Origin of the sequence: Bradyrhizobium sp. 147 (genome assembly GCF_023073935.1) — a bacterium.
In the GTDB taxonomy this organism is placed as follows: Bacteria; Pseudomonadota; Alphaproteobacteria; order Rhizobiales; family Xanthobacteraceae; genus Bradyrhizobium.
In genome coordinates this window covers 54,082-66,851 of record NZ_JADPKL010000010.1, presented here as the reverse complement: position 1 = coordinate 66,851, position 12,770 = coordinate 54,082, and the positions used below count along the sequence as shown (strand labels likewise).

10 protein-coding genes, 1 tRNA gene and 2 pseudogenes are annotated in these 12,770 nt (G+C 63.9%); 9 read left to right on the top strand and 4 right to left on the bottom strand.

What is annotated here, in order from left to right:
• Nucleotides 1–870: pseudogene (locus IVA87_RS02615) on the top strand (integrase core domain-containing protein); the annotation flags it as partial.
• Nucleotides 871–1,130: 260 nt separating this feature from the next.
• Here IVA87_RS02615 and IVA87_RS02610 read toward each other — a convergent pair.
• Nucleotides 1,131–1,220, bottom strand: a tRNA-Ser gene (locus IVA87_RS02610).
• 234 nt (nucleotides 1,221–1,454) lie between these two features.
• Here IVA87_RS02610 and IVA87_RS02605 point away from each other — a divergent pair.
• Complete coding sequence (locus IVA87_RS02605) at nucleotides 1,455–2,318, top strand: alpha/beta hydrolase (RefSeq protein ID WP_247300054.1); 864 nt, start codon at nucleotides 1,455–1,457, stop codon at nucleotides 2,316–2,318.
• 270 nt (nucleotides 2,319–2,588) lie between these two features.
• On the opposite strand, the gene IVA87_RS02600 is transcribed toward IVA87_RS02605, so the two are convergent.
• Nucleotides 2,589–3,713 (bottom strand): ROK family protein, encoded by a 1,125-nt coding sequence (locus tag IVA87_RS02600; protein WP_247300052.1) that lies wholly within the window; start codon nucleotides 3,711–3,713, stop codon nucleotides 2,589–2,591.
• 333 nt (nucleotides 3,714–4,046) lie between these two features.
• Between IVA87_RS02600 and rplU the strand changes: the two genes are divergently transcribed.
• The 3 genes and pseudogenes from rplU to IVA87_RS02585 all read left to right on the top strand — a co-directional run bounded on the left by rplU (nucleotide 4,047) and on the right by IVA87_RS02585 (nucleotide 5,552).
• Nucleotides 4,047–4,433 carry a 50S ribosomal protein L21 gene (gene rplU / locus IVA87_RS02595; RefSeq protein WP_247279921.1) on the top strand — a complete coding sequence of 129 codons (387 nt, stop codon included), beginning with the start codon at nucleotides 4,047–4,049 and terminating at the stop codon, nucleotides 4,431–4,433.
• Nucleotides 4,434–4,534: 101 nt separating this feature from the next.
• Complete coding sequence (gene rpmA / locus IVA87_RS02590; protein ID WP_247300051.1) at nucleotides 4,535–4,804, top strand: 50S ribosomal protein L27; 270 nt, start codon at nucleotides 4,535–4,537, stop codon at nucleotides 4,802–4,804.
• 152 nt (nucleotides 4,805–4,956) lie between these two features.
• Nucleotides 4,957–5,552: pseudogene (locus IVA87_RS02585) on the top strand (GNAT family N-acetyltransferase).
• Between the two features lie 49 nt (nucleotides 5,553–5,601).
• Here IVA87_RS02585 and IVA87_RS02580 read toward each other — a convergent pair.
• Nucleotides 5,602–6,516 (bottom strand): DMT family transporter, encoded by a 915-nt coding sequence (locus tag IVA87_RS02580; RefSeq protein ID WP_247300048.1) that lies wholly within the window; start codon nucleotides 6,514–6,516, stop codon nucleotides 5,602–5,604.
• Between the two features lie 123 nt (nucleotides 6,517–6,639).
• On the opposite strand from IVA87_RS02580, the gene IVA87_RS02575 reads away from it, so the two are divergent.
• The 3 genes from IVA87_RS02575 (at nucleotide 6,640) to IVA87_RS02565 (ending at nucleotide 10,086) form a co-directional block, all read left to right on the top strand.
• Nucleotides 6,640–7,122 (top strand): MaoC family dehydratase, encoded by a 483-nt coding sequence (locus tag IVA87_RS02575; protein WP_247300046.1) that lies wholly within the window; start codon nucleotides 6,640–6,642, stop codon nucleotides 7,120–7,122.
• 84 nt (nucleotides 7,123–7,206) lie between these two features.
• Nucleotides 7,207–8,247 carry a GTPase ObgE gene (gene obgE / locus IVA87_RS02570; RefSeq protein WP_247300045.1) on the top strand — a complete coding sequence of 347 codons (1,041 nt, stop codon included), beginning with the start codon at nucleotides 7,207–7,209 and terminating at the stop codon, nucleotides 8,245–8,247.
• Between the two features lie 204 nt (nucleotides 8,248–8,451).
• Nucleotides 8,452–10,086 (top strand): alkaline phosphatase family protein, encoded by a 1,635-nt coding sequence (locus IVA87_RS02565; protein WP_247300043.1) that lies wholly within the window; start codon nucleotides 8,452–8,454, stop codon nucleotides 10,084–10,086.
• A 255-nt stretch (nucleotides 10,087–10,341) separates the two neighbouring features.
• On the opposite strand, the gene IVA87_RS02560 is transcribed toward IVA87_RS02565, so the two are convergent.
• Nucleotides 10,342–11,307 carry a Bug family tripartite tricarboxylate transporter substrate binding protein gene (locus IVA87_RS02560; RefSeq protein ID WP_247332650.1) on the bottom strand — a complete coding sequence of 322 codons (966 nt, stop codon included), beginning with the start codon at nucleotides 11,305–11,307 and terminating at the stop codon, nucleotides 10,342–10,344.
• A 200-nt stretch (nucleotides 11,308–11,507) separates the two neighbouring features.
• Between IVA87_RS02560 and proB the strand changes: the two genes are divergently transcribed.
• A complete protein-coding gene (gene proB, locus IVA87_RS02555; RefSeq protein WP_247300038.1) occupies nucleotides 11,508–12,629 on the top strand; it encodes a glutamate 5-kinase in 1,122 nt (373 codons plus the stop codon).
• The last annotated feature ends 141 nt before the right edge of the window (nucleotides 12,630–12,770 follow it).

Genomic DNA, 12,770 nt, shown 5'->3' with positions numbered 1-12,770 from the left:
TGCCGTGCTCGATCGCCACGGCCTGGTCAAGCGCGCCCGTGAACGGAAGAACCGCGCGCAGGGCACGCCGCTGTCGGCCGGCGCCGTTCCCAATGACCTTTGGTGCGCCGACTTCAAGGGCGAGTTCAAGCTCGGCAACGGACGCTACTGCTACCCCCTCACCGTGACCGATCAGGCTTCGCGGTTCTTGCTGATGTGCGAAGCCATGGAGTCGACGCGAGAGGAACTGGCAGTGACGGCGTTCGAGCGGCTGTTGCCGAACGCGGGCTGCCGCTGTCGATCCGCTCCGACAATGGCGTGCCGTTCGCCAGCCCCAATGCGCTGTTCAATCTGTCAAAACTCGCGGTCTGGTGGCTTCGCCTCGGCATCGCGATCGAGCGCATCAAGCCTGGCCATCCGCAGCAGAATGGCCGCCATGAGCGCATGCATCTGACGCTGAAGCAGGAGGCGACCCGGCCACCGGGCGCGAACATTCTGCAACAACAAGGCCGCTTCGATGCCTTCGTTCACGAGTTCAACATAGAAAGACCGCACGAGGCGCTCGGCATGAAGTGTCCGGCGCAATTGTATGCGGCGTCACCGCGCCGCTATGACGGCCTACCCGAACTGTCCTACCCATTCCATGACCGCGACGTCCTTGTCACGGCCTGCGGCCGGCTCTGCCTGCATCGCAAGAGGATCAACATCTCGACCGTGCTGGCCGGCCAGAAGCTCGGCATCAAGGAAGTCGACGACGGCATCTGGCTCGTCAGCTTCATGCACTACGATCTGGGATACTTCGACCTGGAGCAAAAGACCTTGCAACCTCTCGACAACCCATTCGGCCCGAAGCCCGTCACCGAGGTCTCCGGTACGACATCGTCGCTCTGACTGATAAGGCACTCTTGCTCATTCTTGGGCATGGCCAGCCACTTGCTTGGCCGCGCTGAGCGGTCAACCCCCGAAGCCCGCAGGGGCGCGCCCCCTTGGCGCGGGGTTGACGGCGAAAGTGCGTGCCGAGCAATAATGGTCCGGCGCCATGAAGGCGTGGACTGACCCTGCAACCCTCGACACCCGAACGGCACGAGGTTGTCACCCATGTCTCAGGTACGACCTGTTACCCATGTGTCCGGGCCGGACAGTCGCTGAAATGGCGGAGAGGGAGGGATTCGAACCCCCGATAGGCTTGCACCTATGCCGCATTTCGAGTGCGGTGCATTCAACCACTCTGCCACCTCTCCTGAAGGTGCCGATAAGAGGTAGGAACCCCCTGTGGTCGGGGCGTGTAATAGGCGAGGATGGCCGGCCAGACAAGGCGCGAAAGGCGAAAATCCGCCGCCTGTTTCATCCCTTGACCTCGAGCTCCGCTCCGGGGAATCGAACGGAGCTCTAGATTCTTGTTTTGACGCGTTTTCTTGACGCGAACCGGCGTCCACTTCGCTCGAAAACGCCGCTGCATTCCGAAAGGAACCGCCGTGGAGCATCTGACCGTCCCCGCCAATGGCGCCAATTTCCACCTGGTCCGCACCGGGCGGGGCCAACCGCTGCTTTTGCTGCATGGTTGGCCGGAATTCTGGCTGACCTGGGAGCCGGTGATGATGCGGCTTTCGGACCGCTTCACGCTGATCGCGCCCGATTTGCGCGGCTTCGGTGACAGCGACAAGCCTGACGGCCCTTACGGGCCGGATGGCCATGCGGCGGACATGCTGGCGCTGATGGACCGACTCGGCATCGAGCGATTCGGCGTCGCGGGTCATGACGTCGGTGGCGCCGTGATGCAGCCCCTGGCCCGGCAGGCACCGACGCGGCTTGCCGGGCTGCTCTTCTTCGATTTTGTCTATCCCGGCATCGGGCCGCGCATGGCGGCGCCCGACCGGCTCAACCACATCTGGTACCAGTCCTTTCACCAGATGGAGATAGCACCCAGCCTCGTCGGCGCCAGCCGCGAGACCTGCTGGCTCTATATCAGCCATTTCCTGGAAGGCTGGGCGCACCGGAAGAATGCTTTCGACGACGTGCTCGACGCCTTCGCCGACAACTTCCTCAAAGACGGCAATCTCGCCGGCGGCTTTGCGCATTATCGCGCCTCGCATGCCGGGCGCATCGCGATGATGAAGGGTGAGGCGCCACGCCTGCCGCCGATCAATGTGCCGACCTGCGTGCGCTGGGCCGAGCACGACCCGCTGTTTCCCTATGCCTGGACCGATCGGCTCAGGGAAACCTTCAGCGAGCTCGATCTGGCGATGTTTCCGGACGTCGGGCACTTCCCGCATCGGGAAGATCCGGATCGCGCGGCCGCGGAGATCGCGGCGTTCTTTCAGCGCATCGGCTGGAATTGAGGCCCGGGTCCAAAAACGGGGTGGGACCGCCAGACGCGGTAAACACTGGCGGTCCCGATGCCGCTCATTGAAATACTGGCCAGGAAGGGCGGCTTCGCCGGCCGAGTGAAGCGACGGTTCGACGGTAGCGCGCAGCCGGCATGGCGCAATGCAATCCGCCCCTTAACCTTGCCAGTCAAGGTTACCCCGGAGCCCGAAAGCGAGCTCCAGATCCTTGTTGGACGCGTTTTCTTGACGCGAACCGGTGTCCACTTCGCTCGAAAACGCTAGCTAGTTGTCCTTGCCCTTTTTCTTCCCGTTCTCCGTGGAATCCCGGTCTTTGCCATTACCGTTGTCCTTGCGGCGGTTGGTGAAGCGCGCATTGCCGAGCCCGGTGCCGATGGTGAGGACGCCCCAGCGGTCGACGTCCTGCATGAACGGTACTTCCGAAAGGCCCTGAACCACGCCGTCATTGTGCATCAGGATCGCGGTGTCGTGCTCGCCGATCTGCGGGATGGCTTCGGTGAGGCTCGCCGGCAGGTTGAACTTGCTGCTCTCCCAATTGCCCGGGAGGTTCTGCGCGCCCTTCTCGATGGAGCCGTCCGCGTTGATCACGCCGGGACAGGCGATGCCGATGAACGGCGCGAGCTTGAAGCCTTCGGCTTCGGCATCCTCGATGAGGCCTTCGAGCATCTTGACGAGCCGCTTCACCGCGGCCTCGCGGCTCGGCTCATCATCGGCATGGCGCCACAGATCGGATTTGAAGACGACGGCCTTGGACAGATCGGGCGCCTTCTTCCAGCGCGTCTCAACGATGCCGCAGCGGATGTTGGTGCCGCCGATATCGACCGCGAGGATGCTGTCATAGGCCTCGAAAATCCAGGACGGGGCAAGGTGCAGGGCTCCAATCAACCCGGCATCATCAGGATCGAAGCGGATCGGCACCAGATCGACCTTGAAGCCTTCCGACTTGAGGATGATCTCGGCCCGGGCAATGGCGATTTCGCCGAGTCGGCTCGCACGAAAGCCGCCGCCGACCACGATGCACTCGGTCTTGGCCCAGGCCTTGGTCTTGAGGAACCGCCGCGTCACGTAGGCGAGCTCCTGCGCGAAATCCTCGATCGCGCTGTGCACGACGGCCGTGGCCTCGGTATCGTCGCCGACCAGAACGGCATCGAGGGCCTTCTTGCTGATCTTGTCGGACGGCTCGTCGCCGAAGGGATCCTCGCCGCTCTTGCGAAGCGGTTTGCGCCATTCTTCGAGGATCTCGCGAAACGCGCCCTTGCTGGCGCGATCGCCCAGAAAGCCCTCGTCGTCCTTGATCTCGATGTTGAAGCTGTCGACGTCGACCGACGGCAGGCGGCTCGCCCCATGCTGGGCGATACCCGTCGTCTTGACCAGCTCGTCTGTTGCCATGATAGCCCTTGCCCGCGTGTCCGATTTGCGAGGACACAACGGGGAGGGAACTCGTTGGTTGCAAGCCGGACGCAGATTCAGCCCACGCACCGCAATGGGCCCAAAATCCTTCAATTCTGGCCGTTTTCGGCGGTTTTCCTTGACTTGTGGCGTCCGGCGGCTATAAGTCCCACAACCGGCGCGGGGCGTTTCTCGCGCCGCTTGCTTTTGCGTGGGTTTTCAAGGGGATAAGTCCCACCCGCACAAAACTCGCATAAACCCGTAGCGACTGACAAAAAGCCGGCCCCGACGCGTCTCGTCGCGAGGCCGGGATTGAACACGAAGGAAAAAACGATGTTCGCAGTCATCAAAACCGGCGGCAAGCAATACCGCGTCGTGCCGGATGATGTTCTCGAAGTAGGCAAGATCGAAGGCGAAGTCGGCTCGATCGTGCAGCTGAATGACGTTCTGGTGGTCGGCGGCGACACGCCGGTCCTGGGCGTCCCGACGGTCGCAGGCGCGTCCGTTGCGGTCGAGGTGCTCGACCACAAGCGCGGACCAAAGGTCATCGCGTTCAAGAAGCGCCGCCGCAAGAACTCGCGCCGCAAGCGCGGCTACCGCGACGAGATCACGGTGCTGCGCGTCAGCGAGATCCTGACGGACGGCGCCAAGCCCACCAAGGGCCCGCGTCCGAAGAAGGAGAAGGTGGCCAAGGAGTCCGCACAGGAAGCCGCCGAATAAAAGATTTGATCACGCCAATTCACGAATTGATGCGTGAGAAATCGTGAAATGATTCCGTCAAGGAATTGATCTAGACATACGTAGGATTTCGGAGACGAGCCATGGCTCACAAAAAAGCAGGCGGTTCATCGCGTAACGGACGCGATTCGAAGGGCAAGCGCCTCGGCATCAAGGCGTTCGGCGGGGAGTTCGTCACCCCTGGCAACATCATTGCGCGTCAGCGCGGCACCACCTGGCACCCCGGCCTTAATGTCGGCATGGGCACGGACCACACTTTGTTCGCCAAGGTCGAAGGTCGTGTTGCGTTCCAGGCCAAAGCCAACGGCCGCACCTTCGTATCGGTGCTCCCGATCGCTGAGGCGGCTGAATAGACGGTGGACCAAATTGGAGTCCGCCGGGTCCTGACCAAACCGGCGGAGTCCTAAAGATCAAGTGATCGAAGGCTCCAGGGGAGGCGGGAAACCGGCCTCCCCTTTTCTTTGACTTACTCACTTTGGAATTAGTGACTTTCCAGGAGCCGGACATGTTGCAGGATTTCTCGAGCGTGACCTTGCAGGAGGCGAGACCGACCGTCGTCGCCACCGAGCGGCTGACCTTGCGGCGGCCGACACTGGCCGACGTCAGGACCATCGCGCGGCTCGCCAACGACCGCCGCATCGCAGAAAACACCCGCCGCCTCCCGCATCCCTATTCGCAGGATGACGCTGTCGAATTCATCCGCGCCACCGCCGCGCTCGGCAGCGAGACCGTATTCCTGATCGAGCACGATTCTGGGCCGATCGGCATGGTCGGCATCGACTGCTCCACACCCGACAATGCCGAGCTCGGCTACTGGCTCGGCGTCGAGCATTGGGGCCAGGGCTTTGCGACCGAGGCCGCGCGCGGCGCGATCGACTTCTTCTTCGAGGAGTTCGAGGACGACCAGCTCTATGCCGGCGCGCGCGTCACCAACCCGGCCTCGCGCAAGGTACTGGAGAAGTGTGGCTTCCAGTGGAGCGGCGTCCAGCTGCACCGCTTCCTGGCGCTGGGATCGTCCACGCCCGTCGATTGCTTCCGCCTGTCGCGCGGCGTGTGTGGGCGTCGCTGAAGAGCTGGAGCAGCGCAAGGCGGATGAGGTAGTGCGCGAATCACCCTCCCCCTTGAGGGCGCTTGAGGAGGAGGGTGGGGATCACGCCGGCGGATTCACTTCTGCGCTTTCACGCCCGAGATCGCGCTCTCGCAAGTAGATATAGAACCCGGCGCCGATGATGATGGCTGCGCCGAGGAGTGTCGCGACCTCAGGCACGTCGCCGAACACGACGAAGCCGAAGATCACAGCCCAGACGATCATCGAATATTGGTAGGGCACCACGACGCTGGCCGGCGCGAGCTTGAGCGAGCGGTTGACGCAGAACAGCGCGGTGACCGAGACGCATCCCGCCAATGCGAAGATCACGAGGCTCCCCGATGTCGGCGGCACCCAGTGAAATGCAGAGAGCACGGCCCCCAGCGAAAACGTGCCGATGAATTGCGAGGACGCCATCACGATGTCAGGCGTCTTGCGCAGGCTGCGCGTGATCAGCATCAGCGTCGCAAACGACAGGCTGCCGCCGAGCGCGATCAGCGCCGGCAGGCTGACGGTCTGCGCGGATGGCCGCAGCGCGATCAAGACGCCGCAGAAACCGATCAGGATCGCGGTCCAGCGCCGCCAGCCGACCCGCTCGCCCAGAAAGACCGCCGACATCGCGGTGACGAAGATGGGGCCGGCCAGATAATAAGTGATGACGTCGGCGAGCGGCAGATAGACGGTCGCGAGGAAGAAGGCGGCCACCTCCAGCGTCGACAGCACGACGCGAAACAGCTGCAACCGCGGCCGCTCCAGCTCCAAGAATTGGCGACGCTGCCGCCAGATCAGCGGCGACAGCAAGAGCAGCGCCGCGCAGGCGCGCAGGAACAAAAGCTGCCCCACCGAATAGGTGCCGACCAGGAACTTGCCCATGGCGTCGCCGAACGAGAACAGGAAGATCGACAGCACCATCAAGGCGATGCCGGCGAGCCGTGCCGAGCGGTCGTCATAGGCGGAGAGAGACTTGAAGAAGGGCATATGCGTCGTTTTAATCGCGTGGGCGCGCCGGACAAGTCCACCTCTGGTGAATTGAACGCATTGTCGCACTGCGCGGAGCGCGATACGCATCATGCACCGAGTCCGTTCCGAATGGTGCAGCGCATGACCGACTTCGATCCCTCCCAGCACCGCATGATCCCCACACAACGCTGGTTTGAAGATTTCGTCGTCGGCGAACGCTTCGTGCTGCCCAGCCGCACCCAGACGTCCGCCGTGTTCGCAGCGTTCCAGACCGCGAGCGGCGACACTCATCCGGTGCACTACGACGTGGAATATTGCCGCAGCCGCGGCATGCCGCATCTGCTCGCCCACGGCTTCCAGACCTTGATCCACACCGCGCCCGGGGCCGGCCTGTTTCCGTTCATGGTCGAGGAGTCCCTCGTCGGCTTCCTCGAGCAATCAAGCCGGTTCCTCAAGCCCGTGTTCGCCGACGACACCATCTATCCCGCGCTTGAAGTCACCGAGCTGGTGCCGGGGCGCACGACCGGCGCCGTGACGCTCAGAAGCACCGTGTTCAACCAGCGCAAGGAGCTGGTGCTGGAGGGCACGCAGAAATTCCTGATCCGGCGGCGACCAGCGGGTTAAGCACGGGGCAAAATCGCCGAAATTCGGCCGATTCACGGAGAAGTTCGGGTTGCCGCGCGGGATCGGCTGGCCTACCTATGGCCCATGAAATTCCTCGACGAAGCAAAGGTCTATATCCGCTCCGGTGACGGCGGGAACGGCTGCGTGGCGTTCCGCCGCGAGAAGTTCATCGAATTCGGCGGCCCCTCCGGAGGCAATGGCGGCCGCGGCGGCAATGTCATTATCGAGGTCGCCGATGGCCTCAACACGCTGATCGATTACCGCTATCAGCAGCATTTTAAAGCCCAGAAGGGTGAGAATGGCTCGGGCTCGGACCGCCATGGCGCCAACGGCAAGAACATCGTGCTGAAAGTGCCGATGGGCACGCAGATCTTCGACGAAGACCGCGAGACGCTGATCCACGACTTCACCAAGGTCGGCGAAAGATTCGTCCTAGCCGAGGGCGGCAATGGCGGCTTCGGCAACGCGCATTTCAAGACCTCGACCAACCGCGCGCCACGCAACGCCAATCCCGGCCAGCCGGGCGAGGAGCGCTGGATCTGGCTGCGGCTGAAACTGATCGCGGATGCCGGACTCGTCGGCCTGCCCAATGCCGGCAAGTCGACCTTCCTCAGCAAGGTCAGCGCAGCAAAGCCGAAGATCGCCGACTATCCCTTCACCACGCTGCATCCGCAGCTCGGTGTCGTGAATGCCGACGGCCGCGAATTCGTGCTGGCCGACATTCCGGGTCTGATCGAAGGCGCGCATGAAGGCGCCGGTCTCGGCGACCGCTTCCTCGGCCATGTCGAACGCTGCCGCGTGCTGCTGCATCTTGTCGACGCAACCTGCGAACATGCCGGCAAGGCCTACAAGACGGTGCGGACCGAGCTCGATGCCTATGGCGGCCAGCTCACGGACAAGATCGAGATCGTCGCGCTCAACAAGATCGATGCGGTCGAGCCGGACGAATTGAAAAAGCAGAAGGACCGCTTGAAGCGCGCCGCCAGGAAGACGCCGCTGCTGCTGTCCGCCGTGACCGGCCAGGGCGTCAAGGAAGCGCTGCGCGCGCTGGCCGACGTGATCGGCGAGAACCCGGTCTCCGCCAAGGCCAAGAGCGCCGCCGAAGCGGAGCCGTGGTCGGCTTGAGGAGAGCGACGCGCTCCCTCCACACCTCTGCGCAGCGGGCCAACGTCCGACAAGAGAGCGGACCCCTCCTCACCCGGCGCGTAGCCGAAGCTCTCTTGAGGACGGCCGCCACAGGCAGCCTATGCCGACATCTCCGTTCGGGAGAGGTTTTCTTCGCGCCATCGATAGCGCAATATCCAGCAAACGAAGTCAGGAGCGAGACGCATGGCGCGCGCGAAGAACGTTCTCTGGATCATGTGCGACCAGCTTCGCTATGACTATCTCGGCTGCACCGGCCATCCTACGCTGAAAACGCCGAATATCGATGCCATGGCCCAGCGCGGCGTGCTCTTCACCAAGGCCTATGTGCAGTCGCCGATCTGCGGTCCGTCGCGGATGTCGTTCTACACCGGACGCTACATGCGCTCGCACGGCTCGCACTGGAACGGCTGGCCCTTGCGCGTCGGCGAGCCCACGCTCGGCGATCACCTCAACAAGATCGGCGTGCGCAACGTGCTGGTTGGCAAGACCCACATGGCGCCCGATCTGGAAGGCATGAAGGCGCTCGGCATCCCGCCGGAATCGGTCATCGGCGTGCATGTCGCCGAATGCGGCTTTGAACCTTACGAGCGTGATGACGGCCTGCATCCGACCGGTCGACCGCGCCCGAAATACGATGAATATCTGCGCCAGCAGGGCTTTGAGGCTACCAATCCCTGGGAGCATTGGGCCAATTCCGGCGCGGCCGACGACGGCTCGTTGCAGAACGGCTGGCTGCTGGTGCATGCCGACAAGGCCGCGCGCGTGCCGGACGCGCACTCCGAGACGCCCTACATGACGCGGCGTGCGATGGACTTCATCACCGAGGCCGAGACCGATGGCAGGCCGTGGTGCCTGCATCTGTCCTACATCAAGCCGCACTGGCCCTATATCGCGCCAGAGCCCTACGCCAGCATGTATTCGACGTCAGACATGATTCCGGTGATCCGCTCCGAGCGCGAGCGCCAGAATCCGCATCCGGTGTTCGGCGCCTACATGGACATGCGCTACTCCCGCAACATGGCACGCGACGATGCCCGCGAGAAAGTGATCCCGACCTATATGGGCCTGATCACCCAGATCGACGACCAGATGGGCGTGCTGATGAAATTCCTGGAGGCGCGCGGCCTGTTGGAGACAACCATGATCGTGTTCACCTCCGATCACGGCGATTATCTCGGTGATCACTGGATGGGCGAGAAGGACCTGTTCCACGAGCAATCAGCGAAGATTCCGCTGATCGTGATCGATCCGTCGCAAGAGGCCGACGCCACGCGCGGCACACGCAGCGACGCGCTGGTCGAGGCCATCGACCTCGCGCCGACTTTCGTCGATTATTTCGGTGGCAAGGTGCCGGGACACATTCTCGAAGGGCGTTCGCTGCTGCCGCTGCTGCGCGGCCGCACGCCATCAGATTGGCGCAAGGTGGCGTTCTCCGAATATGACTACGCCATGCAGGATGTGCGGCTGAAGTTGAACCAGCCGATCGAGCGCTGCCGCCTGTTCATGGTGTTTGACGGCCGCTGGAAATATATCCACGCCTCCGGCTTCCGCCCCATGCTGTATGACCTCGAAACCGATCCGGCCGAATTTGTGGACCGCGGCGACGACCCCGAGTGCGCCGGCATCATCGCGCGGTTGCAGGCCGAGTTGTTCGACTGGGCGCTGCATCCGAACGACCACATTACGACGCCGCGCGAGAAGATCGCGGCCTATGCGGACAACCAGCTCCAGGTAAAGGGCGGCATTCTGATCGGCGTCTGGGACGAAGCCGAACTGGCGACGATCAAGGACGGCATCGCGCAGCGAGGGAAGCTCTAAGCCCCTCATGGTGAGGAGGCGCGAAGCGCCCTCTCGAACCATGCAGGCCCCGCTGCGCCAGCCGAGCCTTTCATCCGTCGAGACGCGCGCAAGAGCGCGCTCCTCAGGATGAGGAGAAAGAGGGCGCGCGACGCTTTCTCAACGCGTCATGCCCGGGCTTGACCCGGGCATCCACGTCTCACGTCATTTGCGGATGCACGTGGATGGCCGGGTCAAGCCCGGCCATGACGGTGGAGTGTGGGGCGCGCCTCCCGATCAATTCTCGATCCGGTATCCCGTCGCCTTCACGATCGGTTGCCATAGCGCGATGTTTGCTGCGAGCTCTTTCGTCAAGCCTTCCGGTGTCGACCCGACCGGAATGAGCCCGATCGCCGTCAGCTTCTCCTTCACCTCGGGCTTGGCGAGCGCAGCGCGCGCGGCGGCACCGAGCTTGCTCGCGAACTCCGGCGAGCTGCCCGCCGGAAGCCACATGCCGTACCAGGCGTCGGCGACAAGATCGATGCCGCTCTCCCTCAGCGTCGGAACGTCTGGTGCAAACGGCGATCGTTCCGCGCTCGCGACCGCGATGATCTTCACGCCCTTGGCACGATGTTGGGGCAGAGCATCGGCCAACGTGGTGATGCCGAACGAGATGTGGCCGCCGACGATGTCGTTGAGGATGGGTGCGCTGCCGCGATAGGGCACGCGGGTCAGGGGAATGCCGAGATCCTTCTCGAGCTTGGAGCCCATGAAATGCGGGATGGTGCCATTGCTCGGCACACCGAACGAGGTCTTGTCCGGATGCGCCTTCAGCCACGTCACAAAGCTCTTGAAATCAGTGGCCTCGACCGCCGGGTTGATCACCAGCGCAAATTCGAACCGCGCCAAGAGCGACACCGGCAAGAAGTCCTTCGCCGTGTCGAAGCTCGGCGTCGTCTCCACCATCGGCAGCAGATACATGGTCGGCCCCGTCGTCACCAGCACCATGCTGCCGTCGGGACTGCCGCCTTTGACCGCCTTGATGCCGATCAGCCCGTCGCCGCAGGTGCGGTTCTCGACCACGATGGTCCGTTGCAGCACCGGCGCCATCTCCAGCGCGATCAGCCGGCACAGCGTGTCGCCGCCTGCTCCCGCTGCGAACGGGAAGATGATCTTTGTGAGCCCGACCTGCGCTTGTGCCCCACCCGCCTGCGCCAGCAGCGGCAGCCCGAGACATCCGGCCATGAATTTGCGGCGATCCATTCGTTTCCTCTTCGGCCCTTTATCGTTGAGCCGCAATTAGAGCCGGGCGGACGCCCGGCACAAGGCCGACATTCGCCGTTTACCATGGCGGCTGCCTTGCGCCCGTCACCGTCCTGCTGCAAAAGCAGAGCTCATCGGCTCCGCCTGTCGCTCCGCCATTTTCCGAACAATTTGCATCCAGCGCCAACACATCTACCCACATGGCCAGCCCCGAACTCAGTCAATTCCGCCGGATCGTCGTCAAGGTCGGCTCCGCGCTGCTGGTCGATTCCGACAGGGGTGAGGTGCGTGCGTCCTGGCTCGCGGCGCTGGCGGACGACATGGCCAAGCTGCACCGCGAGGGCCGCGATGTGCTGGTGGTCTCCTCCGGTTCGATCGCGCTCGGTCGCAGCCGCCTCAAATTGCCGCGCGGCCCGCTGAAGCTCGAGGAGAGCCAGGCCGCCGCCGCCGTCGGCCAGATCGCGCTGGCGCGAATCTGGTCGGAAGTGCTCGGGGCGCACGGCATCGAAGCCGGCCAGATCCTGGTGACGCTTCAGGACACCGAGGAGCGCCGCCGCTATCTCAATGCGCGCTCCACCATCGGCAAGCTGCTGGAATGGCGCGCCATTCCCGTGATCAACGAGAATGACACGGTGGCCACCAACGAGATCCGCTACGGCGACAATGACCGCCTTGCCGCGCGCGTCGCCACCATGGCGAGCGCCGACCTGCTGGTGCTGCTGTCCGACATTGATGGCCTCTACGACGCTCCGCCCAAGAACAATCCGAACGCAACACTCATTCCGGTGGTCGAGAGCATCTCCTCAGAGATCGAGGCGGTGGCCGGGGACGCCGAGTCCGAGCTATCGCGCGGCGGCATGCGCACCAAGGTCGAGGCGGCCAAGATCGCCACCACGGGCGGGACGCACATGCTGATCGCCTCCGGCAAGATCGAGCACCCCCTCCAGGCCATCGCCGATGGCGGCCGCTGCACCTGGTTCCTGACGCCGGCCAATCCCATCACCTCGCGCAAGCGCTGGATCGCGGGCACGCTGGAGCCGAAGGGCACGCTGACCATCGATGCCGGCGCGGTGACGGCGCTGCGCGCCGGCGCCAGCCTGCTGCCGGCCGGCGTGATCAGGGTCGAGGGCCAGTTCGCCCGCGGCGACGCCGTGATCGTGCGCGGTCCCGACGCCAGCGAGGTCGGCCGCGGCCTGATCGCCTATGACGCCGATGTCGCCGAGCGGATCAAGGGCCGCTCCTCCCCGGACGTGATGGCGATCCTCGGCATCAGCGGGCGGTCGGAGATGATCCACCGCGACGACCTGGTGGTGGGCGGGTAGGCCTTTGCCGTCAGGCCCAGGCTTGTCCCGGGCATTCACCTTCTTCGAGCCGCAAGAGGCGTGGATGGCCGGGTCAAGCCCGGCCATGACATCGCGGTTGGGCCAATGGCCTTGTTGCACCATTTCGCCGGGAGACCAGCC